We start from the raw sequence: 22,215 nt of genomic DNA on the forward strand, positions 1-22,215 counted from the left end.
CCTCGGCGGCGGGGTCGTCCTCGGCGGCGGTGGAGGTGAAGTCGGTGCAGACAAGCTTCCAGTTCCTTCCTCGGACGGTGACGGCCGCGGTGAACCCGTCGCCCGGCCATGGCCGCAGCTGGGTCCAGTCGCCGGGCAGGCCGCGGGGCGTGCCGGAGCCGTCCGGCACGACCAGGCGCCGGGCGCCCGGCAGTGTCACCCCGCGCCCGGTGGCCTTGAGGGCGGCCTCCTTCCCGGTCCAGCGGCGCAGCAGCGCGGCGCGCCGGAGCGCGGGCGGCAGCCGCAGGTAGGCGCGCAACTCCTCGGGGGCGAGCACGGCGACGGCCAGGTCGTCCAGGTCCGCCGCGTCGGCCGGACCGGCCGACAGGTGCTCCAGGTCCGCGCCGACCGGGGCGCCGCGGCACACGGCGAGCAGCGCCCGGTCCCGGCTGTGGCTCAGGCTGAACCGCAGCCCTTCGGCGCCCTGGCCGGACAGCCGGGGCTTGCCGTGACGGCCGTACTCCAGGGTGATCCGGTCGGGAGCGACGCCGGTGCGGCGGGCGAGCAGGGTGCGCAGCGCGACCCGGGCCGTCACCCACCGGCGCCGGTCCTCGCGCAGCACCAGCCGCCGGGCGCGGGCGAGTTCGTCGGCGCCGAGCAGCCGCCCGGCCGACGCGAGCGCGGCATCCGCCGCCCGTCCGCTCAGCGGGATGCGCCAGACCTCCACCACGCCCGGCAGCGGACGTGACGCCGAGTCGGCAAACCGACCGTGCGACGGCAGGGTCAGGGGTGACGTCGAGTCGACAAACCGATCCCGGGGCGGGACGGGCGGCAGGGTCGGTGCCGCGGCGGCGGGCCGGCCCGTCGGCAGGGCTGTCACGCTCGGTGCCTCCTCAGCTCGCCCGTGCCGTCGGGCCGACCCCGGCCGGGCGCGGGACCGGGATGCCGAGCGTCTCGCTCAGGAAGTCCGGGAGCGAGGCCCGGACCCCGGCGAAGGGCTCGTGGCCGCCCGGGTAACGCTGCCAGGTCACCGGATGGCCCCAGGAGACGAGCACGTCCCGCAGGTCGGCCCCGCTGCGCTCCGGCACGATCCAGTCGCGTGCCCCGTGGCCGATCCACACGGGCAGCCGGCGGTTCGCGGGCGACGGCCCGCCCTCCGGGAGCAGCGCGGACAGGTCCGGCGGCAGATACGGCGCGTACAGGGCCGTACCGGCCAGGGGTTCGGCGTACCGCAGCGCCAGGGTCAGGGCGACCGTCGCGCCCTGGGAGAACCCGGCGACGACGGTCCGCCCGGCACCGATCCGCCCGGTCTCCGCGCGCAGCAGCTCGGTGAGCGCACGGTGCGCGGCCAGCACGTCCCGGACGTCGAACCGGTCGAGCGCGACCAGGCTCTGCGGGAACCAGCACGGCACCGGCAGCCCGGTCAGCAGGCTCGGCGCCTCGACGGGCGCGCGCGGGAACACCCCGCGCACGCCCGCCGCGGCGAGCCCGAACCGGTCGGCGACGGCCACCAGGTCGCCGGGCACCTGGCCGACGCCGTGCAGCCACACGACGGTGGCCCGGTGCGCTCCGGCCGGTTCGATCTCCTCGTATTCCAGACGGTCCACCGCTCTCACCCGTGCCGAGGGGCCGGGCGCGGCGCGGCGGGGCGGCGCAGCAGCATCGACGCGTACTGGCCGCCGAAGCCGAAGGAGTTCTTCAGTACGGCCGCGACCGGCCGTTCCTCCGGGGTGAGCGAGGTGCGGACGGCGCACGCCGGGTCGGGTTCGGTGCAGGTCGGCACCGGGGGTACGACGCCGCGGCACATGGTGAGTGCCGAGGCCACGGTCTCCACGACGCCGGACGCCGCCGAGCCGTGCCCGGTCAGCGACTTCACCGCGCTGACCGGCAGGTCGGCCATCCGCTCGCCGAAGACCTTGTGCAGCGCGCGGGCCTCGGTGACGTCGTTGAGGCGGGTGGAGGTGCCGTGGGCGTTGACCGTGTCGACCTCGTCGAGATCGGCGCCGGCCTCGGCGAGGGCGGTGCGCATGACGCGTTCGATCATCTCCACGCGGGGAGCGGTCATGTGGGTAGTGTCCACGGCCAGGCCCCAGCCGCCGACCAGGGCGTGCGGCTGGGTCATGCCGCGCCGGGCGGCGTGCTCGGCGGTCTCCAGGACCAGCGCGCCCGCGGACTCGTTGATGACCATGCCGGTACGGCGCACGTCGAAGGGCATGGACGCCTGCGCCGGATCGCCCTTCCAGCGGGACAGCGCCATGAGCTGGCCGTACTGGGACAGGACGTAGGGGGTATTGCGGGAGACGGCCGCGGAGACCACGGCGTACCGCGCGCGTCCGGACCGCAGCAGCCGCGCGGCCTCGGCGATGGCACGCAGTCCCCCGGAGCAGGTGGCCTCCAGCCGGACCGGGAGCACGGCCGTGCCGAGACGTTCGGCGATCTCTCTCGGGTAGGCGGACAGATCGCGTGTCTCCAGCGGCAGGTTCCTGCGGCGCAGGTTCCGCAGGACGGCCTCGGGGTCGTTGCCGATGGTGTCGTAGCGCTCGGCGAGCTCCTCCATGTGCGTGATGTAGTCCTGCGGGTCCGATCCGGTGGGTCCCGGCCACACCCTGGCGTACACCAGCCCGGCGGGGCCCTCGGCGGCGGGCTGGGCGTCCAGGCGGGCGTCGGTGAGTGCCTGCTCGACGGCCGCGTGCATGAGGGTGTCGCCCCAGGAGCGGCCGGGCTTGCCGTGGTCGGCGGCGACCTTCTCCTTGACGTCCTCGGGGATCAGCCCGGCCGTCCAGCCGCAGGGCAGCCCGGTGGTGTCCATCCGCTCCTCGCGGACGATCCCGGAGCGGCCTTCGAGGTTCGCCGACCAGAAGGTCTCCACGTCACCCCCGATGGGCGTGACCACCCCCATGCCGGTGATGAGTATGTCGTCGGTGTCGTCGGTCATGCGTGTGCCTCCCCGTGGTCCGTCGTACGTCCCCGGGCCGCCGGCTCCCCGGGCGCCGCGAGGAGCAGCGCACCCGCGGCCGTCGCCTGTGCCCCCTGGTTGAGCGCCGTCAGCAGCACCGTCGCCGCCGGCGGCACGGGGCGGGCCTCGCCGATGACCGGGTCGAGGCCGGTGAGCCCGGGGTCGGGCCGGCCCAGCAGGCCGACCGGGGGCAGCTCGCCGCGGTCGAGGCTCTCCACGGCCAGCGCGGTGTCGATGAGCGCCGAGCACTCGAAGGCGTTGCCGATGGTGCCCTTGGAACCCGTGACGGGCAGGTTGCCCACGCGCGGCAGCACGGTCTCGGCCTCGACGCGGTCCAGGCGGACCGAGCCCGCGCCGTGCGCCCACCACGCCGCGGGCGGGGCGGCCGCGTCGGCGAGTACGGCGTCGACGGCGAGCCCGGCCGCCGTCGGGAGGTCCGCGGCGGCCAGCACCTCGCAGCCGAGGAACCGGGCCAGGGCGGGGCCGACCGCGACGTCGGCCCGCTCCAGCAGGATCGCGGCCGCGCCCTGACCGGCCAGGGTGCCGGACCGGTCGGCGTCGAAGGGTCCGGCGCCGGTGGTGGCGCGGGTGCCGAAGGGCTCGTCCTGGTCGAAGGCGGCCATGCCGGTGACGGTGAGGGGTGCGCCCACGCCGACCACCAGGACCCGGTCGAGTTCGCCGGTCTCCAGCAGCCGTACGGCGAGGGCGAGCGCGCCGGTGCCGCCGGCGGCGGCCTCGCCGTAGGCCGCGACGTTGGAGCCGCGGAATCCGCTCGCCATGGACACGAACTGGCCGAGCTGGGAGGGGATGCCGCGGATGTAGGAGTAGTCGGGCACCTCGTCGTGGAGGAACTTCGCCAGCGGCCTGGAGTCGTGCCGGAATTTGGACGCGAGCTGCGGGATGACGTCGCTCAGCTCGTCGCCGCTGCTGGCGACGGCCATGATCGTGCCGCCGCGCACGTCCTCGGTCTCGCCGGTGATCCCGGCCCGTTCCAGCGCCTGGAGGGCGACGGCGACCGCCCAACGGGCGGACTGGTTGGCGTACTTGCTCGCATTCGCCCAGGAGCGGCCGGCGGGCCAGCCGATCTCCGAGGTGTCCACGACGGCGGTCGGCCAGGGCAGGCCGGAGGCGGGCGCGCCGTCGTCGCCGGGGTGGTCGAAGAAGGTCTTGCCCGCGGCCATGGCCTCCCAGAGCCGGGCCGTGCCCAGCCCCGCCGGGGAGATCACGCCGGTGCCGGTGACGACGATGTCCGGCCGGGTGTCCGCGCGGTCACTCGGCACGGCCGCCTCCGATGCCGCCCCACAGGCGGTAGCCGCCGTCGACGGTGATGGTCTGGCCGGCGATCCAGGACGCCTCGTCCAGGCAGAGCAGGGCGACCACGTCGGCGCTGTTCTCCGGGGTGGTCATGCGCTCGCCGGGCCACGGCGAGACGGCGAGTTCCTTGGCGACGCCGTGGGCGAAGTCGGGGCGGACCTTGAACACGCCGGTCTGGACGAGGCCGGGGCGTACGCAGTTGGCGACGATGCCGTACGGCGCCAGCTCGTAGGAGAGGTAGTCGGTCAGCGCCTCCAGGCCCGCCTTGGCGGCCGCGAAGAGGCCGGCGCGCGGGATGATGCGCGTGGTGGTGGAGTTGGTGATGGTGATGAACCGGGCCCCTTCGCGCTCACGCATCAGCGGCAGCGCGTACTTGGCCAGCAGCCAGGTGGCCCGGGAGTTGGTGTCCTGCACGAACTGCCAGTCGCCGAGAGAGGCGTCCGCGAGCCGGGTGAACTTCGTCGCGGCGGCGTTCTGGACGAGGATGTGCAGGTCCTGGTGGATCTCGCCGATCTCCGTGATCAGGTTCTCGATCTCCGCGGGGTCGCTCAGGTCCGCGCGGTGCAGGGTCACTTCCGTGCCCTGCTCGCCCAGTTCGGCGGCGAGTTCCTTGGCGGGGCGTTCCCGGTCGACGTAGTTGATGGCCAGGGTGGCGCCCCATTCGGCGAGTTTGCGGGTGATGCCGGCGCCGATGCCGCGCGAGCCGCCGGTCACCAGGGCCACCCGGCCCTTGAGCGGCTGGTACTGGCTTTCCGTGGGTGCCCCCATCACTGAACCCTTCCCGTCGTGGCGGGCCGCTCGGCCTGCCGCAGCAGCACGACGCTCATGCGTCCGATGGCATACGTCCGGTCGTTCTCGTCGAAGACCCGGCGGGTCGTCTCGATCAGGCCGAGCCGGTCGTCGATCTCCGTGGCCCGGTCGGTGCTGGTGGTGAACCAGAACGGCGTGTCGGGGTAGAGCGGGCGCACGAAGTCCCAGCCGAGCCTGCGCATTCCGACGATGGCCGCCGGCGAGCCGTGCTGGACGACCCAGCCGGAGGTGATCGAGTGGATGAATCCGCCGGGGACGATCCGCTGTCTGCGGTCCGTGCCGAGGGCGAAGTCGTCACTGTCGTGCACCGGGTGCTTCTCGCCCATCAGGTCGAGAAGTTGGTCGAGCAGCGCGCCGCTGAAGACGACCGGCCCGAACTTGCGCACCGGCGCGTTCGCCAGGTCCTCCCAGTACTTCACGGCCCCCACGGCCGTCCCCCTTCGTTCTCGGTCCGCGCGGCCCGGCTCACCGGGACCGCCGTCCGGATCCGCTCCCCGCTCCGCTGCGCATGACCATGCGGCCGCCGTCCACGGTGAAGGTCTGGCCCTGGATGTAGTCGGCCTCGTCGCCGGCGAGGAAGGCGACCAGACCGCTGATGTCCTCCGGCAGTCCCCAGCGGGTGCCGTCCCCGTCGGAGCCGAGCCGGTCGGCGACGGCGGCGGTCATCTCGGTGCGGACCTTGCCGGGCGCGACGCAGTTGACCCGGATGCCCTTGCGGCCCACCTCCACGGCCAGGGCCCGGGTGAGCGACTCGATGCCGCCCTTGGACGCCGCGTAGGCGCTCTGCCCGGGGCCGGGGGTGCGCGCCGAGTTGGAGGAGATGTTGATGATGCGTCCCCACCCGTGGTCCAGCATCACCGGCAGCACGGCCCGGCTGGTCAGGAAGGGGCCGGTGAGATTGGTCCGCAGGACCTTCTCCCAGCGGGCGGTGCGGGTCACGGCCAGGAGCTGGTCGTCGATGACGGCGGCGTTGTTGACCAGGACGTGCAGGGCGCCGTCCTGTTGGGTCACCCGCTCCACCAGGTCCTCGACGGCGGCCTCGTCGCCGACGTCGGCCTGGTGCAGGGCGGCGCGGCCACCGGCGGCCTCGATCTCCTTGACCACACCGCGCCCGGCGTCCAGCGCGCTGTGGCACACGACGTGCACGGTCAGGCCGTCCGCGGCGAGCCGGCGGGCGATGGCGGCGCCGATGCCGCGCGACCCGCCGGTCACCACGGCCACCCGCGCGCTCGCGCCCCCGGCCGGCCCGGACACGGCGTCGCCCGTGGTCGTCGCCGGCTCAGGCACGGCCGGCGCCGGTCACGGCGTCCGCGATCGAGGCGACGCTGCGGTGGTGCTCGTCGGCCTCGGCGTTCCAGGCGTCCAGGTCGAACTCGGCGCCGAAGTGCCGGTTGATCCGGCGGGCGAGCTGGAGCAGGTCGAGGGAGTCGAGACCCAGGTCCTCGACGACGGACTGGCCCGGCTCGACGCTCAGGTCGGCTATGCCCGGCTTGACTTCCTTCAGCAGGTCGATGATCTCGTCGAGAGTGGCGTTGGATGCCGTGGTCATCGTGTTCCTCCAGGGAGGTCGGCGGTGGTGGGCGGACCGGATTGCCGGCCGCCGCAATCCATGCCAACAGAGCGTTGAATGGGATCGCAACGCAGTGCCCACGCGAAACACCGGACAGCCGACGGGGAGTCGGCGTGCGGCGGCGGCAAAACTCCTTGTTGAACCACGGAACGTGTTTCTCCACTTCTCGGACAGGATGAATCAGCAAACCGGCCCGAGCAGCGGAAAGACCGCAAGAAGGTAAAGCTGGGTAAAGTATCCTTGACCGTCCGTCAGCGCGCTTCATAAAGTTGATCCGCGTCGCGAACCCCTTCGGATACGTATTCGTTGATTGACCGTCAGAAAAACGACCGAGCGTCTCGATGTACAGGGGGAAGTCGTGGGACGCAGCAAAGCACAGGTCCCGCAGTCAGCGCAGTACTACGAATTGGCCGAGTGGCTCCGCTCCCTACGCCGACGGTCCGGACTGACCTACCGGCGCATGTCGCAGCTGATACAGGAGGGCCGGATCTCCGAACCGGGGTGTTCGGCCGTCACCCTGCTCCGCGCCGACCGGGGCACCTTCCTGCCGCGCCGGCAGGTCGTGGAGGCGTACGCGCAGGTCTGCGGGGCGACCCGGCGCGAAGCACGTGTGCAGTGGGAGCGTGCGGCACAGCAGGCCGAGCCCTCGGCGGCCGGCGCCTGCCAGGCGCCGACGGTCTCCCCTTCCGGCCGCAGGCTGGAATTCGTCTATCACCCGGCTCATCTCCTGGAGGCCATGCACCGGGTGCGCCGCGCCGCCGGCCAGCCGTCCTTGCGGGAATTACAGAAGCGGGCCCGCGACCTGGGCACGGGCCCGCTTCCCCGCAGCACGTTGGCCGACGTCCTGGCGGGTCTTCGCATGCCCTCGGAGGATCTCCTGATCGCCTACGTTCGCGCTTGCGGAGAGCAAGGACACCTGCTCACCCTCTGGCGGCACGCATGGGCCCGCGCCCAGGACTCCGATATGACGTGAGCCACCCCGCGCGGGGCACCCGGTCATTTATTTTCCGAAAATGACCCGGACCCCGCTAAGGGAGCGGTAATTCAGCCACTCCGAAAAACCCGGTTGACCACCCGGAGAATTTCGGAAATGGCAGCGCCGCACGTTACGGGATTTCCGGGGCCGTGGCCACGCACCAGCCGAAGGGGGGCAGGGACACGGTTCCGGACACGGCGTCGACCTCGCCGTCCCCCGCGCCCCGCGTCCAGGGCGCGGCGGGCACCGACCCCGCCCCGGGCGCCGCGCCGTAGTTGAGCCCGACGGCGACGGCCGCGCCGCTCTCGGGGTCGGCGAGGGTGTAGGTGAACACGGCACTGCCGAGGGTGTGGACGTGCGTGTGGGCCCGCACCAGCCAGGGGTTGCGCCGGCGCAGGCCCACCAGCGCCTGGTGGAGCCGTTCCACAGGCAGCTGGTCCGGGCCCAGGCCCGTGGGGTCGGGTGGGAACGCGGGCCGGATGGCGTCGTCCCCGCCCTCGCGCTCCTCCTTGACGCCCTGCCAGGCGCGTTCGTCCCCCGCGTACACGGACGGGATCCCCGCGACGGTGAACAGCACGGCGAGGGCGTGCGGCAGGTGCCGGGGGTCGCGCAGCCGGCTGGCGATCCGCGTGACGTCGTGGTTGCCGACGAAGGTCTGCGGTACGAAGGTCTCCAGCAGCGCGTTGTGGCGCTTGAGCGCCCAGGCCAGCTCGTGCGGGTTGGTGTCGTTGAGCGAGCTCCAGATCGCCTTCCACAGTTCGTACTGCGTGACGGAGTCCAGGCCGCCCTCCGTGACGTAAGCGGCATAGTCGCCGTGGATGACCTCCCCGCTGAACCACGCCTGCGGATGGCGGGCCCGGACCCGGTCGGTGACGGTGCGCCAGAACGGCCGCGGCACGGTGTACGCGGCATCCAGCCGCCAGCCGGCCACGCCCCGGTCGAGCCAGTGGCCGAGGACATCGACCACGTGGTCGGCGACGGCGGGGTGGGCGTGGTTGAGGGCGACCAGGTGGCGGTGGCCCTCGAAGGTGCGGAAGTCGTCGCCCTCGGGGACGAACCAGTCCGCGTACGGCGAGGCGGCGCCGGACCGCGCCACGTCGGCGAACGGGCCGAAGGACCGGCCCACATGGTTGAAGACACCGTCCAGCAGGACCCGCACCCCGCGGGCGGCGGCCCGCTCGATCAGGTCGGTCAGGTCGTCCTCGGTGCCCAGGCGGGGGTCGATCCGGAAGTGGTCGACGGTGTCGTAGCCGTGTGTCTCGGCGGCGAACACCGGGCCGAGGGCGAGGCCGTTGCAGCCGAGGCGGACCAGGTGGTCCAGCCACTCGGCCAGGGCCGGCAGCCGGTGGCGCGGCGGTTCGCCCGGCGGGAGCGCGGTGCGCTCGGCGCCGAGGAAGCCCAGCGGATAGACGTGCCACCAGATGGCGTGGTCGGACCAGGGCACGGAAGCCTCCGTCAACGGGTTCGGGGCGGATGGCCGGGGGGACCGGCCGTCGAGTCGGCGAGCTGGTTCATCAGGCGGGCGGCCAGCAGGAGCACCTGCTGTTCGGTCTCGGTCAGATCGTCGAGGGCCTGGTCGAGCCAGGCGTCGCGCTGTGCCATGTCGTGTGCGAGGGCCTTGCGGCCGTCCTCGGTCAGCTCCAGCACCCGCTGCCGTCCGTCCTGGCTGTCGCGGGTGCGGCTGATCAGGCCGTCGCTCTCCAGTTCGGCGAAGACCCTGGTCAGGGACTGCGGCTGCTGATGGTCGGCGGCGGCCAGGGCACCCGCCGCCATGGGTCCGTTGCGCCGCAGGTGCCCGAGCACACTGCTCTTGGTGAGGCTGAGCCCGTCGGCGGGACGCTCCGCCCGCAGCCGGCGGGCGAGCCGGACGACGCCCTGCCTGATCTCGGCGGACACCCGGGCGTCCCGGGGTTCCCGGGCCGAGGTGCCGGCCTCCCGGCCCTCGTCGACGCCGCCCTCGCGCGCTGTTCGGTGCTCTGGTCGCTGTACCACCACCTTGTTAAGGTAACACTGACTAAATCGCGACGTGCTGCCCCCATGAAGTCCTTAACGCCAGATTCACACCGGCGGTGATCCTACGTAATGCGTACTTTTTCGATGGCGCTGCGCCGAGCCCTGCGCTACGACCCGGGCCTGCTTCACCTGCGGGCGACGGCGGTGTCCATGGGGACCGTGCTCGGCACGTACGGCTGGGCGCTCCTCGTCGAGCACGCGGCCGGGCTGCGGGTCGACAGCGTCGTACAGGCCGTCGTGGTCGCCTCGGCGTTCGGCCGGGTGCAGCGCGCCTTCGACCGCACCGACCGGCTGCTGGCCTGCGCGGTGCTGCCGTGCGCCGCGGCCGGCGGTACCGAGCTGAGCACGCTCGTCCAGCAGCACCCGAACGCGGGCGACGCGGTGTTCGTGCTGGGCGTGGCAGGAGCGATCTGGATCCGCCGGTTCGGGACGCGCGCCACGCGGGCGGGGACGCTCGTCGTGCTCCCCCTGATCGCCGTGCTGGTGGTGCCGTCCGGGATCGCGCCCACGACCGGCCACGAGCGCACCGCGTGGGCGGCGGTGATCGCCCTGTTCGCGGTCGTCTGGGGCACCGCCCTGACCTGGGCGGCGCAGCGGACGAGGTTCGTGCCCGCGCCCCCGGCCGCCTGGGTGGTGAAGGCGACGCCCCCGGCGCGCGGCGGACTGCCCGCCAGCACGCGGATGGCGTTGCAGATGGCCGCCGCGCTGACGACGGCGTTCGTGGTCGGCCGCACCGTCTGGCCCGACCACTGGGCCTGGGTGGTGCTCACGGCGTACCTGGTCTGCAGCGGTGCGCGCAGCCGTGGGGACGTCCTGGTGAAGGGGGCCTGGCGGACGGCCGGCGCCGCGGCCGGCACGCTGGTGGCGAGCGCCGTCTCGGGATCCTTCGGGCCCCGCTCGGACACCGCCGTGGTCGTGATCTTCGCGGTGCTCGCCGTGGCGACCTGGCTGCGGGAGCTGAGCTACGCGTACTGGGCCGCCTGCGTCACCGCCGTACTGTCGCTGCTCTACGACTGGTTCGGGCAGAGCCCGGGCAACCTCCTCGACACCCGGCTGGCGGGCATCGCCGTCGGCGCCGTCATCGGTCTCGCCGCTTCCTGGCTCGTCCTGCCGATCCGTACGGCCGCGGTGGCACGCGCCCGTACCGCCGCCGCGCTGGCCGCACTCGGCGAACTGCTGGAGGCCGACTGGCACGACGTACGTGCCGTGCGGCGGGCGCGGGCCCGCTTCGGCCACCGTGTCGACCAGCTGACTCTCGCCACCGCGCCCCTGCGCATCCTGGCCGCCCTGCCCGCGCCCCGCCGCCCGGAGGACGACGCGCTGCGGGCCATGGCGGCGCTGCAGGGCTGCGCCGGACCGCTCGACGAGCTGACCGGCGTCCTCGCGGCGACACCGGCCGAGCCGGCCGACGACCCGGCCGTGACCCTCCGCCGCGCGCGCGTCGCGGCCCACGCGCTGGCCGTACGCCGCGCCATCGGCCGCCGCCCGCAGCCTCCCAAGACGCCGGGGCGGGCTACGGCCGCCGGAACGCCCTCAGCCGTCCCGGGACCGGCCGCACAGGCCGCCCTCGACGCCCTGGCCGCGCTCGACAGCCGACTCGGCACGCTGACGCGGCTGTTCGCCCCGTCGTCCACCGCGCCGGCGCCGGACTCGACGACCGCCGCCACGCGCTGAACCGGTGAAGGACCGCGCGCCGTCGGCTATCCGTCGGCCCGAGCCGTTGCCAGCAGTTCCTCCGCGTGGGCCCGCGCCGTCTCCGAGTCCTCCTGGCCGGCCAGCATCCGCGACAGCTCGCGGACCCGCTCCTCGCCTTCGAGGACCTTCACGCCGGAGCGGGTGACCGACCCGTCGTTGGTCTTCTCGACGAGCAGCTGCCGGTCGGCGAAGGCGGCGACCTGGGGAAGGTGAGTGACCACGACGACCTGCGCGGTCTTCGCGAGCCGCGCCAGGCGCCGCCCGATCTCCACCGCGGCCTTGCCGCCGACACCGGCGTCGACCTCGTCGAAGAGGTACGTCGGCACCGGGTCCGTACCCGCGAACACGACCTCCACGGCCAGCATCACGCGCGAGAGCTCACCGCCGGACGCGCCCTTGGCGATGGGTCGCGGCGGCGCTCCCGGGTGCGGGGCGAGCAGCAGCTCCACCTCGTCGACGCCCGAGGGGCCGTACGCGACCGTCCGCCCGCCGACCTCGACGCCCTCCGGGTCCTCGGTCTGCCTGAGGTCGAAGGACACGCGCGCGTGCGGCATCGCGAGCGAGGCCAGCTCGGCGGTCACCGCCGCGGCGAACCGCTCGGCGGCCTCCGTCCGCGCGTCGCTCAACGCCTGTGCGAGGCTGCCCAGTTCGGTGCGCAGCGCGTCCCGCTCGGCGGTCAGCTCGCCGATCCGCTCGTCGTCGCCGTCCAGGTCGGTCAGCCGGGCGGCCCCCTGCTCGGCCCAGGCCAGTACGGCGTTGATGTCGTCGCCGTACTTGCGGGTGAGCGCGGTGAGCGCGGCCCGCCGCTCCTCCACCGCGGCCAGCCGCAGCGGATCGGCGTCCAGGTCGTCGGCGTACCCCGCCAGCTCCCCGGCGACGTCGCCCAGCAGGATCCCGATCTCGCCGATGCGGTCGGCCAGCGCGGCCAGCGCCGGATCGTGCGACCGTACGGCCTCCAGCGCCCGGTGGGCGCCCGCCACGAGCGTCGCGGCGTCGATGCCCTCGGGGTCCTCGGGATTGCCCGCGAGCGCCGTGTGCGCGGCCGTGGCGGCGGACGACAGCGCCTCGGCATGCCCGAGCCGCTCGGCCTCCTCGGCCAGCTCCACGTCCTCACCGGCGCGCGGCTCGACGCCCGCGATCTCGTCGAGGCCGTAGCGCAGCATGTCGGCCTCCTGGGCCCGCTCACGCGCGCGCGTGACGATCTCGTCGAGCTCGACCGAGACGGCCCTCAGCCGCCGGTACGCCTCCGCGTACTTGGCGAGCGGCCCGGCCACGGCCGCGCCGGCGTACCGGTCGAGCGCCTGCCGCTGCCGGGTCAGCTTCAGCAGCCCCTGCTGGTCGGTCTGCCCGTGCACGGCCACCAGTTCGTCGGCCAGCTCCGCCAGCATGCCCACGGGCACGCTGCGCCCGCCGAGATGCGCTCGCGAGCGCCCCTCGGCGGAAACGGTCCGGCTGATCAGCAGGGCCCCGTCGTCCAGCTCGGCCCCGGCCTCCTCGGCCCGTACGACGACGGTCGCGTCCGAGGGCATGGTGATCCGCCCCTCCACGACCGCTTTCCCGGACCCGATCCGCACGAGCGCCGGATCCGCGCGCCCGCCCATCAACAGCCCCAGGCTGGTGACCACCATGGTCTTGCCCGCACCCGTCTCACCGGTGACGGCGGTGAATCCCGGTGACAGCTCGACGACGGCATCGTCGATGACTCCGAGCGACCGTATCCGCATCTCCTCCAACACGGACAAGACCATACGAGGTCGGGGGCGGGAAGTGCGACGGCCCCCGCCCCCATAGTGTGAAGGTGCAGGTGACGAATCCGTATCGCCCTACACATGTCACCCAGGGGAGTGCACTGCCGTCGGCTAGTGCGGCGCTCCCCGCCAGCCGGAGACCGGCAGCGCGAACTTGGCGACCAGCCGGTCGGTGAACGACGCGTGATGCAGCCGGGCCAGCCGCACCGGCACGGCTCCCCGGCGCACCTCGACGCGCGCCCCCGGCGGCAGCTCGACGGTCCGCCGCCCGTCGCACCACAGCACACCCGGCGGAATGTGCGGCAGCACCTCGACGGCGAGCACGGACTCCGGCGAGGTGACCAACGGCTTCGCGAACAGCGCGTGCGCGGAGATCGGCACCATCAGCAGGGCCTCGACCTCGGGCCACACCACCGGTCCGCCCGCGGAGAAGGCGTACGCCGTGGAGCCGGTCGGCGTGGACAGCACGATGCCGTCGCAGCCGAACCCCGTCACCGGCCGTCCGTCGATCTCCAGCACGACCTCGAGGAGCTTCTCGGCGCCCGCCTTCTGCACGGCCGCCTCGTTCAGCGCCCAGTCGGTGTGCACGATGTCGCCGTTGCGGTGCACCACGACGTCGACGGTCATCCGCTCCTCGACCTCGTACGCCTTGCTCACCACCCGGTCGACGACCTTGTCGAGGTCGTCCCGCTCGGCCTCCGCGAGGAACCCGACCCGCCCCAGGTTGACGCCGAGCATCGGCACCCCGGACGCGCGGGCGAACTCGGCGCCGCGCAGGAGTGTGCCGTCGCCGCCCAGCACGATCAGCAACTCGCAGCCGTCGAGGCACTGCGGAGTCGCCTCCTTGACGAGCTCCACCTCGTCCGGCAGCGGAAGATCCTGTGCCTCGTGCTCCAGCACGCGCACCCCGATGCCGGACCGCAGCAGCCCCTTCACCACGAGTTCGGCGCTGCGGATCGCCGCGGGTCGCCCGGTGTGGGCGAGCAGGAAAACAGTACGAGCTCGGTTCTGTGTCAACGCGGCCCCTCCGCCACTGCACGGTCAACATCGGCCGGGTCCAGCTCCGGTGCTCCGGCCCGCAGCCACAGAAAGTATTCGACATTTCCCGAGGGTCCGGGGAGAGGACTGGCGGTGACTCCCCTCACCCCGAGTCCGAGTTCCCACGCCTTTTCGGCCACGCCGCGCACGGCCTCCGCCCGCAGCTGCGGACTCCGTACGACTCCCCCGCTCCCCAGCCGTTCCTTCCCCACCTCGAACTGCGGCTTGACCATCATCACCAGGTCGGCGTCCGGCTTCACGCACCGCTTCAGGGCGGGCAGCACCAGCCCGAGCGGGATGAAGGACAGATCACCCACGACAAGATCCACAGGCTCCCCATCGATCGCTTCAAGCGTCAACTCGCGTACGTTCGTACGGTCCTTGACGGTGACGCGTTCATCGTTCTGGAGGGACCAGGCGAGTTGTCCGTATCCGACGTCCACGGCGACCACGTGCGCGGCGCCCGCCCGCAGCAGGACATCGGTGAAGCCGCCGGTGGAGGCGCCGGCGTCCAGCGCGCGCCGGCCCTCGACGACGAGCCCTCGGGGCACGAAGGCCTCCAGCGCGCCGGCGAGCTTGTGGCCGCCCCGGGAGACGTAGTCCGGGTCGCTGCCGTCGGACTGGACCACGATCGCGGCGGCGGTCTCGACCTGCGTGGCCGACTTGGTCGCGACGGTCTTGCCGACGGTGACCCGGCCGGCGGCGATCAGCTGGGCGGCGTGCTCGCGCGAGCGCGCGAGCTTGCGGCGGACCAGCTCCGCGTCGAGACGGCGGCGTGCGACTCCTGCCACGTTCGGTTCAGCTCCTACTGCCATACGTCGAGGGGGGCGCCGGAGGTCCCGGGCGGGCGTCGAGCGCGGTGAGCGCGTCGCGCAGCCCCCGATGTACATCCTCGTACACCTCGACATGTCCGTCGGTGGCGAGGTGGTCGGCGTCGGCCAGCCGCTCCAACTGCGCGTCGACCTCGGCATTGCCGGTGGGGGTGCGGGGCACGCCGAGCAGCGCGGGGGCGGCGGGGTCGTGGTCCGGCTCGGCCGGGGTCCCCGGGTCGGCGGGATTCCCGGGCTCGGCGGGGTTCTCCGCCTCCTCCCCGACCATGGCCTCGGACACAGAGTCGCTCATGCCCAGACGCTACCCCGAACCGCTGGGGTACCGTCGACCGCGATGGCCACGATCGAGGAGTGCCGCGCCGCACTCGAAAAGCTCTCCGACAACATGCAGGGCGCCGAGGGCGACGTCCGCGCGGCCGCCGCCCTGGACCGCTCCGTCAGCTGCCACATCACGGACCTGGACGTCACGTTCGTCGGCCGGATGACCGACGGCCGTATCGAGGTCGACGACACCCTCCAGGGACCGCCGCGCGACAAGGCACAGATCCGGCTCGCCATGGCCGGCGACGACCTGGTGGCCCTGGTCGGCGGCGATCTGCACTTCGCCAAGGCCTGGGGTTCGGGCCGGGTGAGACTGGAGGCGAACCTCCTGGACCTGTTCCGGCTCAGGAAGCTTCTGTAGCCGTCACGCGCGCGCGTGCCCGACGCGCGGCCGGCACCACCAGCGGGGTCCCCGTCTCCGGGTCCTCGATCACCTGACAGCGCAGCCCGAAGACCTCCTCGACCAGCTCCGCCGTGACGACGTCGTGGGGCGCGCCCTCGGCGATGACCCGGCCGCCGCGCAGAGCGATGAGGTGGGTGGCGTACCGGGCGGCGTGGTTGAGGTCGTGCAGGACCGCGACCAGGGTGCGGCCCTGCCGCTCGTGCAGCTCGGCGCACAGGTCGAGGACGTCGATCTGGTGCTGGATGTCGAGGTAGGTGGTCGGCTCGTCGAGGAGCAGCAGCGGGGTCTGCTGGGCGAGCGCCATCGCGATCCACACGCGCTGCCGCTGCCCGCCGGAGAGTTCGTCGACATAGCGGTCGGCGAGTTCGGCGACCCCGGTCTGCGCCATGGACTCCTGGACGACGCGCTCGTCCTCGGCGGACCACTGGCGCAGGATCCCCTGGTGCGGGTAGCGGCCACGGCCCACCAGGTCGCCGACGGTGATCCCGTCGGGCGCGATGGACGACTGCGGCAGCAGCCCCAGGGTCCGCGCGACCTTCTTCGCGGGCATCGACTGGATGGCCTGTCCGTCCAGCAGCACCCGCCCCTGGCTGGGCCTGAGCATCCGTGACAGGGCCCGCAGGAGGGTCGACTTGCCGCAGGCGTTCGGGCCGACGATCACCGTGAAGGAGTTGTCCGGTATCTCCACCGACAGCCCTTCGGCGATGACGCGCTGGTCGTAGGCGAGGGTGACGTTCTCGGCGGACAGGCGGTTCACGGTGCTCCTTGGGGTGTTCTGGGTCGCTGTGCCGCCCGCGTCCGGCCGCACCGAGGGGTTCATATCCGGCCCGCCCTGCGCTCGGTGACGAGGAGCCAGATCAGGTAGACGCCGCCGAGGACGCCGGTGACCACGCCCACGGGCAGCTGGTCGGCGCCGAAGGCGCGCTGCGCGGCCCAGTCGGCGGTGACCAGGAGGGTGGCGCCCATGCAGAGGGAGGGCACCAGGTTCGGGCCCGGGGAGCGGGTCAGGCGGCGGGCGAGCTGCGGGGCGGTGAGCGCCACGAAGCCGACCGGGCCGGCGGCGGCGGTCGCGGCGGCGGTGAGCAGCACGGCCGCGACCATCACCAGCATGCGGACGCGCTCCACCCGCACCCCGAGGGCGTACGAGACGTCGTCGCCCATCTCCATCGTCCGCAGGGCGCGCGCGTTGGCGAGGACGAGCGGTACGAGCACCGCGCACAGCGCGAGCAGCGGCCAGACCTGCTCCCAGTCGCGGCCGTTGAGGGAGCCCGTCATCCACACGACCGCGCGGGCCGCGTCGACGAGGTCGGCCTTGGTCAGCAGATAGCCGTTGACCGCCGTGACGATCGCCGACACGCCGATGCCGACGAGCACCAGCCGGTAGCCGTGCACGCCCCGCTTCCAGGCGAGGAGGTAGATGGCGAGCCCGGTCGCCAGGCCGCCGATGAGCGCGCCAACGGTGACCTCGGTGGCGGACCCGGACATCAGCACGATCACGACGAGCGCGCCGGCCGTCGAGCCCTGCGAGAGGCCCAGCACGTCCGGGCTGCCCAGCGGGTTGCGGGAGACGGACTGGAAGAGCGCGCCGCCGAGGCCCAGCGAGGCGCCGACCAGCAGGCCGACCAGGACGCGCGGCAGCCGCAGCTCGTTGACGATGAACTCCTGGTACCGGCTGCCGTCGCCGGCCAGGGTCCTGAGGACGTCGGTGGCCGGGATCGAGGCGTCGCCGGTGCCGATCAGCAGGACGCTCGCGGTGAGCGCGGTGGCCAGGAGCAGGACCACGACGGTCAGCGCGCGCACGTCCAGCCGGACGGAGAGGCCGCCGGTGCGCAGCGCGCGGGTGGTGCGCGGGGTGGGCGTGGTGCGCGGGGCGCGCGTGGTGGCCCGATTCGTGCGGTGGGTCCTCACAGCTGCGCCGTCCTCCGCCGTCGTACGAGAAAGATGAAGACCGGGCCACCGATGATCGCGGTGACGATGCCGACCTGGAGTTCGGCGGGCCGGGCGACGACCCGGCCGACGACGTCGGCCCCGAGCAGCAGCACGGGGGACAGCACCGTCGCGTAGGGCAGGATCCAGCGCAGGTCGGGGCCGGTGAAGGAGCGCACCACGTGCGGGACCATCAGGCCCACGAACACGATGGGGCCGCAGGCGGCGGTCGCGGCGCCGCACAGCACCGTGGCGGCGAGCATGGCCAGCGCCCGGGTGCGGCCCAGGTGGGCGCCGAGGGCCCGGGCGGTGTCGTCGCCCATCGCCACGGCGTTCAGCGGCCGGGCCAGCAGCAACGCGAGGGCCGTGCCCGCCACGAGGAACGGCAGCACCTGCGTGATGGTCGAGTCGGTCGCCGAGGACAGTGAACCGACCGTCCAGAAGCGCATCTTGCCCAGCGCCGCGTCGTCCATGATCATCACGGCCTGGAGGTATCCGTACAGGGCGGCGCTGATCGCCGTACCGGCGAGGGCGAGCCGTACGGGTGTGGCGCCCCGGCTGCCGCCGAGGAACCAGACCAGCGCCCCGACGGCCGCCGCGCCGACGAACGCGAACCACACATAGCCGCTCAGGCTGGTGACGCCGAAGTAGGTGATGGCCGTGACGACGGCGGCGGACGCCCCCGCGTTGATGCCGAGCAGGCCGGGGTCGGCCAGCGGATTGCGGGTGAGCGCCTGGAGCACCGCCCCGGAGAGGCCGAGCGCGGCGCCGGCGAGCAGGCCGAGGACGGTGCGTGACAGCCGCTCGTCGACGACGACGTCGCCGTAGGTCCCGGTGTCGTGGAACAGGCCGTGCCAGACCTGCTCCAACGACAGCTCTTTCGCCCCGATCGCGATGCTCGCCAGAGCGACGAGCACCAGGATCGCTACGGCGACGACGAGCCCAACGGCCCGTATCGCCCGGCGGCTTGGGGGCGCGGGTGCGGTCTCCGCGCGCTGTTCGGGAGGACTGTCGACCAACACGAGGTTAGGTTAGCCTACCCTCGCAATGGCCAACCAGGAGCCGTGGGCCGACGCGGAGTCAGAGGCCGAGCCGGGCCAGCGCCTTCTCACCGTCCAGCGTGCAGGAGCCGTCCCCGGCCGCCGTCCAGGCCGCCGCGCACAGGGCCCGCAGTCCGTCCAGCGCCTCGCCGTCGCCGTCCAGGGAGAGCTGCTCCGGCCCCGCCGTCGCCGTCCAGCCGCCGCACTGGTAGCCGTCGCCCTTCCGGGTGATCTCCGGCTGGCCGGTGAGCAGGCCGCGCAGGTCGGCGTCGACATACGTCGGGCGGTGGTGCGGCGGCGCGGCCAGCAGCTGGGCGCCGTCGGTGACACCGGTCAGCACCAGCAGCGAGTCGACGTCCCCGTTGAACGCCCCCTCGATGTCCGTGTCCAGCCGGTCCCCGACCACCAGCGGCCGCTCCGCGCCCGTGCGCAGGATCGTCTCCCGGTGCATCGGCGGCAGCGGCTTGCCCGCCACCTGCGGCTCCGCGCCCGTGGCGATGCGGACGACCTCCACCGCCGCGCCGTTGCCCGGCGCGATCCCGCGGCCGCTCGGAATCGTCAGGTCGGTGTTGGACGCGAACCACGGCACCCCGCGCGCGATGGCGTAGGACGCCTCCGCGAAACGGCCCCACTGCAGCTCCGGCCCGCCGTACCCCTGCACCACCGCCGCCGGATCGTCGTCCGCCGACTCCACCGGCTCCAGGCCGCGCTCGCGCAGCGCCACCCGCAGCCCCTCGCCGCCGATCACCAGCACCCGCGACCCGGCCGGCACCTGCTCGCTGATCAGCCGCGCGACCGCCTGCGCCGAGGTGATGACGTCACCGGCCCCTGTCGGTATCCCCAGCTCGCTCAGGTGCGCGGCCACCGCGTCCGGGGTGCGCAGCGCGTTGTTCGTGACGTACGCCAGATGCATCCCGTCCTCGCGGGCCACCTCCAGCGACTCGACCGCGTGCACGATCGCGTTCCCGCCCGCGTACACCACCCCGTCCAGATCGAGCAGCGCCGTGTCGTACGCCTCGCTCAGGGGCCGCCCACTGCCCTCGGGACTCGTCCTGACGCCCTGGCTCATTCCACATCGCTCCTCGTCCGAATCGCTTTCCCCGATCATCCCGCACGCCACTGACACACGTACGATGCCGGGATGAACACTGCAGGTCACTCGGAAGCAACGGCGCGCCGAGGCCTGGAACTCACCCCGTTCCGAGGCCTTCGCTACGACCCCGAACGGGTCGGCAGCCTGGCCGCCGTCACCTCACCTCCGTACGACGTCGTCGTACGCCCCGACGGCCTGCACCACCTCCAGTCGGCCGACCCCCACAACATCGTTCGGCTGATCCTTCCGCAGGCCGGCACGCCCAGCGCCGGAAACGAACAGGCGGCCGACACCCTGCGCCGCTGGCTGGCCGAGGGCGTCCTGGCCACCGACCCCGAGCCGGGCCTGTACATCTACGAGCAGAGCGACGGCGACGGCATGCTGCAACGCGGCATCATCGGCGCCCTGCGTGTCTCGGAACCCGCCGAGGGCGTGGTGCTGCCCCACGAGGACGTCATGCCGCCGGTCGTCGCGGACCGCGCGGCCCTGATGCGAGCCACCTCCGCGAACCTGGAGCCCCTGCTCCTGACGTACCGCGGCAACGGCGTCACGGCCGAGGTGATCGAGCGCACCGCCGAGCGGCCCCCGCTCCTCGCCACCACCACGGAGGACGGCTACCAGCACCGCCTGTGGTCGCTCACCGACCCCATCGACGTCGACCTGGTCCAGTCGGACATGGCCCACCGCCAGGCCCTGATCGCCGACGGACACCATCGCTGGGCCACGTATCTGCGTCTACGCGCGGAGCATCCCTCCCCCAGCCCCTGGGACTACGGCCTGGTCCTCCTGGTGGACACGATCCGCTACCCGCTGCGCGTGCGCGCCATCCACCGCCTCCTGCACGGCCTGCCCGTCGCCGACGCGCTGTCCGCCCTGGACGGCCTGTTCCGCGTACAGCACCTCGAAGCGCCGCTGTCCGAGGCCCTGGAGGCCCTGGCGGACGCCGCCTGCGCGGGCAACGCCTTCCTGCTGGCCGGCGACGGCGCCTTCCACCTGATCGACCGACCGGACCCGGACCTCCTGGCCCGTACGGTCCCCACCGACCGCCCCGCCGCCTGGCGCACCCTGGACGCGACGGTCCTGCACGCCGCGCTCCTGGAGCACGTCTGGCACATCCCCGAGGACTCCCCCGCGCACATCGCCTACATCCACGACACGGCGGCCACGGTCGCCAAGGCGGAACGCACGGGCAGCACGGCGGTCCTGATGCACCCGGTCCGCGAGGAGGTCGTACGCGACCTGGCCCGCCAGGGCGTCACGATGCCCCGCAAGTCGACGTCGTTCGGCCCGAAGCCGGCGTCGGGGCTGGTGCTGCGGGCGCTGGACCTCTGATACGACGAGGGCGGGATCCCGGAAACAGGATCCCGCCCTCGCTCATCGACGGACGTCAGTCCTTGTCGTCGTCCTTGTCGTCGCCGTTGCCGTTGTCGTCGCCGTTGCCGTTGTCGCTGTCGTCGCCGTTGTCGTCGTCCTCGGCGGAGGCGTCCTCGGCGTCCTGGGCGTCCTGGGCGTCCTGGGGCTCGCCCTCGCCGGCGCCCTCGTTCTCGGCTTCGTCCTCGTCCTCGTCCAGGGCGTCGACGAACTCCACCCCGTCCAGCTCGGCCAGCCGGTCGGAGGCGTCCGTGCTGCCGTCCCGGTCGGCCTCGACGGCCTTCGCGAACCAGTCCCGCGCTTCGCCCTCGCGGCCCGCGGCGAGCAGCGCATCGGCGTACGCGTACCGCAGGCGCGCGGTCCACGGCTGCACGGAGTTGGAGGCCAGCTCGGGGCTCTGGAGCGTCACGATCGCCGCGTCCAACTGCCCCATGTCACGCCGGGCACCGGCCGCGACGAGCCGCATCTCGACCTGACCGGCCTTGTCCAGCTTGTGCACGTCCGGGGCGCCGGCCATGTCGAGCGCCTTCTCGGGACGCCCGAGCCCACGCTCGCAGTCGGCCATCACGGGCCACAGGTCGACGTTGCCGGTCATCCGCCGCGCGGCCCGGAACTCGGCGAGCGCCTCGTTGTACTTCTGGTTCGCGTACGCCGCGAACCCGGCCGCCTCGCGTACGGCGGCGACGCGCGACGCCAGACGCAGGGCCACCCTGGAGTAGCCGTAGGCGCCCTCGGGGTCCTCGTCGATGAGCCGGGCGACCATCACCAGGTTCTTGGCGACGTCCTCCGCGAGCGTCTTCGGCAGGCTCTGGAGCTCCTGCCGTACGTCCTTGTCGACCTCGTCGCCCGTGACGTCCGGGGGGATCGGCAGCCGCTTGATCGGCTCCCGGTCGCGCTCCCGCTCCTCACGGAAGCGGCCGCCGCCACGCCGGTCGTCCCGTCCACGGTCGTCGCGCCCACGGTCGTCCCGTCCACGGTAGCCACCGCCGGGACGGCCTCCACGGTCGTCGCGACGGTCGTCACGGCGGGGGCCGCGACCGCGGTCGTCGCGCCCGTATCCACCGCGGTCGTCGCGGCGCTCGTAACCGCCACGGTCGTCGCGACGGCCGTAGCCACCGCGGTCACCACCACG

General features: G+C 73.3%; 23 protein-coding genes. 4 read left to right on the forward strand and 19 right to left on the reverse strand.

Annotation, left to right across the window (positions count from 1 at the left end):
- The 8 genes from IPZ69_RS40855 to IPZ69_RS40890 all read right to left on the reverse strand — a co-directional run.
- Positions 1-859, reverse strand: an 859-nt coding sequence (locus IPZ69_RS40855; protein ID WP_235459820.1) for a 4'-phosphopantetheinyl transferase family protein, incomplete at its 3' end; no start/stop codon positions are given.
- A 13-nt stretch (positions 860-872) separates the two neighbouring features.
- Positions 873-1,586 carry an alpha/beta hydrolase gene (locus IPZ69_RS40860; protein ID WP_235459821.1) on the reverse strand — a complete coding sequence of 238 codons (714 nt, stop codon included), beginning with the start codon at positions 1,584-1,586 and terminating at the stop codon, positions 873-875.
- 5 nt (positions 1,587-1,591) lie between these two features.
- Complete coding sequence (locus tag IPZ69_RS40865; protein ID WP_235459822.1) at positions 1,592-2,914, reverse strand: beta-ketoacyl-[acyl-carrier-protein] synthase family protein; 1,323 nt, start codon at positions 2,912-2,914, stop codon at positions 1,592-1,594.
- On the reverse strand, positions 2,911-4,215 hold the full coding sequence (locus tag IPZ69_RS40870; protein WP_235459823.1) for a beta-ketoacyl synthase N-terminal-like domain-containing protein: 1,305 nt from the start codon (positions 4,213-4,215) through the stop codon (positions 2,911-2,913). The genes IPZ69_RS40865 and IPZ69_RS40870 overlap by 4 nt, the downstream gene beginning before the upstream one ends.
- A complete protein-coding gene (locus tag IPZ69_RS40875) occupies positions 4,205-5,017 on the reverse strand; it encodes an SDR family NAD(P)-dependent oxidoreductase (protein ID WP_235459824.1) in 813 nt (270 codons plus the stop codon). The genes IPZ69_RS40870 and IPZ69_RS40875 overlap by 11 nt, the downstream gene beginning before the upstream one ends.
- Positions 5,017-5,487 (reverse strand): hypothetical protein, encoded by a 471-nt coding sequence (locus IPZ69_RS40880; protein ID WP_235459825.1) that lies wholly within the window; start codon positions 5,485-5,487, stop codon positions 5,017-5,019. The genes IPZ69_RS40875 and IPZ69_RS40880 overlap by 1 nt, the downstream gene beginning before the upstream one ends.
- Positions 5,488-5,524: 37 nt before the next feature.
- Positions 5,525-6,346: an SDR family NAD(P)-dependent oxidoreductase gene (locus IPZ69_RS40885; protein ID WP_235459826.1), complete on the reverse strand. Its 822-nt coding sequence runs from the start codon at positions 6,344-6,346 to the stop codon at positions 5,525-5,527.
- On the reverse strand, positions 6,339-6,608 hold the full coding sequence (locus tag IPZ69_RS40890) for a phosphopantetheine-binding protein (RefSeq protein ID WP_235459827.1): 270 nt from the start codon (positions 6,606-6,608) through the stop codon (positions 6,339-6,341). The genes IPZ69_RS40885 and IPZ69_RS40890 overlap by 8 nt, the downstream gene beginning before the upstream one ends.
- Before the next feature lie 379 nt (positions 6,609-6,987).
- Between IPZ69_RS40890 and IPZ69_RS40895 the strand changes: the two genes are divergently transcribed.
- Positions 6,988-7,602: a helix-turn-helix domain-containing protein gene (locus tag IPZ69_RS40895; protein ID WP_235459828.1), complete on the forward strand. Its 615-nt coding sequence runs from the start codon at positions 6,988-6,990 to the stop codon at positions 7,600-7,602.
- Between the two features lie 133 nt (positions 7,603-7,735).
- On the opposite strand, the gene IPZ69_RS40900 is transcribed toward IPZ69_RS40895, so the two are convergent.
- The gene (locus IPZ69_RS40900; protein WP_235459829.1) at positions 7,736-9,049 is read right to left on the reverse strand and encodes an alpha-amylase family protein; all 1,314 of its coding nucleotides are present in this window, start codon (positions 9,047-9,049) and stop codon (positions 7,736-7,738) included.
- 11 nt (positions 9,050-9,060) lie between these two features.
- Complete coding sequence (locus IPZ69_RS40905; protein ID WP_235459830.1) at positions 9,061-9,600, reverse strand: MarR family winged helix-turn-helix transcriptional regulator; 540 nt, start codon at positions 9,598-9,600, stop codon at positions 9,061-9,063.
- Positions 9,601-9,702: 102 nt separating this feature from the next.
- Here IPZ69_RS40905 and IPZ69_RS40910 point away from each other — a divergent pair, with 102 nt between their 5' ends.
- Positions 9,703-11,292 carry an FUSC family protein gene (locus IPZ69_RS40910; protein WP_235459831.1) on the forward strand — a complete coding sequence of 530 codons (1,590 nt, stop codon included), beginning with the start codon at positions 9,703-9,705 and terminating at the stop codon, positions 11,290-11,292.
- Between the two features lie 26 nt (positions 11,293-11,318).
- Here IPZ69_RS40910 and recN read toward each other — a convergent pair whose 3' ends face one another.
- From recN to IPZ69_RS40930, 4 genes are all read right to left on the reverse strand, one after another.
- Positions 11,319-13,061, reverse strand: a complete 1,743-nt coding sequence (gene recN, locus IPZ69_RS40915) for a DNA repair protein RecN (RefSeq protein ID WP_235459832.1) — start codon at positions 13,059-13,061, stop codon at positions 11,319-11,321.
- 111 nt (positions 13,062-13,172) lie between these two features.
- The gene (locus IPZ69_RS40920) at positions 13,173-14,078 is read right to left on the reverse strand and encodes an NAD kinase (protein WP_235459833.1); all 906 of its coding nucleotides are present in this window, start codon (positions 14,076-14,078) and stop codon (positions 13,173-13,175) included.
- Positions 14,075-14,890, reverse strand: a complete 816-nt coding sequence (locus tag IPZ69_RS40925) for a TlyA family RNA methyltransferase (RefSeq protein WP_235459834.1) — start codon at positions 14,888-14,890, stop codon at positions 14,075-14,077. The genes IPZ69_RS40920 and IPZ69_RS40925 overlap by 4 nt, the downstream gene beginning before the upstream one ends.
- Positions 14,891-14,897: 7 nt before the next feature.
- The gene (locus IPZ69_RS40930; RefSeq protein WP_235459835.1) at positions 14,898-15,221 is read right to left on the reverse strand and encodes a hypothetical protein; all 324 of its coding nucleotides are present in this window, start codon (positions 15,219-15,221) and stop codon (positions 14,898-14,900) included.
- Positions 15,222-15,263: 42 nt separating this feature from the next.
- On the opposite strand from IPZ69_RS40930, the gene IPZ69_RS40935 reads away from it, so the two are divergent.
- The gene (locus tag IPZ69_RS40935; RefSeq protein WP_235459836.1) at positions 15,264-15,611 is read left to right on the forward strand and encodes a sterol-binding protein; all 348 of its coding nucleotides are present in this window, start codon (positions 15,264-15,266) and stop codon (positions 15,609-15,611) included.
- Here IPZ69_RS40935 and IPZ69_RS40940 read toward each other — a convergent pair.
- The 4 genes from IPZ69_RS40940 to IPZ69_RS40955 are packed head-to-tail and all read right to left on the reverse strand — an operon-like array spanning position 15,595 to position 19,688.
- Positions 15,595-16,410 carry an ABC transporter ATP-binding protein gene (locus IPZ69_RS40940; protein WP_235459837.1) on the reverse strand — a complete coding sequence of 272 codons (816 nt, stop codon included), beginning with the start codon at positions 16,408-16,410 and terminating at the stop codon, positions 15,595-15,597. The genes IPZ69_RS40935 and IPZ69_RS40940 overlap by 17 nt on opposite strands.
- 59 nt (positions 16,411-16,469) lie before the next feature.
- Positions 16,470-17,561 (reverse strand): FecCD family ABC transporter permease, encoded by a 1,092-nt coding sequence (locus IPZ69_RS40945; protein ID WP_374295603.1) that lies wholly within the window; start codon positions 17,559-17,561, stop codon positions 16,470-16,472.
- A complete protein-coding gene (locus IPZ69_RS40950) occupies positions 17,558-18,601 on the reverse strand; it encodes a FecCD family ABC transporter permease (protein ID WP_235459838.1) in 1,044 nt (347 codons plus the stop codon). Before IPZ69_RS40950 ends, IPZ69_RS40945 begins: the two co-directional genes overlap by 4 nt.
- A 58-nt stretch (positions 18,602-18,659) precedes the next feature.
- A complete protein-coding gene (locus IPZ69_RS40955) occupies positions 18,660-19,688 on the reverse strand; it encodes an HAD hydrolase-like protein (protein WP_235459839.1) in 1,029 nt (342 codons plus the stop codon).
- Between the two features lie 72 nt (positions 19,689-19,760).
- On the opposite strand from IPZ69_RS40955, the gene IPZ69_RS40960 reads away from it, so the two are divergent.
- Positions 19,761-21,044, forward strand: a complete 1,284-nt coding sequence (locus IPZ69_RS40960) for a DUF1015 domain-containing protein (protein ID WP_235459840.1) — start codon at positions 19,761-19,763, stop codon at positions 21,042-21,044.
- 55 nt (positions 21,045-21,099) lie between these two features.
- On the opposite strand, the gene IPZ69_RS40965 is transcribed toward IPZ69_RS40960, so the two are convergent.
- Entirely contained in the window at positions 21,100-21,954 is an 855-nt protein-coding gene (locus tag IPZ69_RS40965; protein ID WP_235459842.1) for a tetratricopeptide repeat protein, read from the reverse strand.
- Between the last annotated feature and the right edge of the window lie 261 nt (positions 21,955-22,215).

This window comes from Streptomyces olivochromogenes (assembly GCF_021538895.1).
Taxonomy (GTDB): Bacteria; Actinomycetota; Actinomycetes; order Streptomycetales; family Streptomycetaceae; genus Streptomyces; species Streptomyces olivochromogenes_A.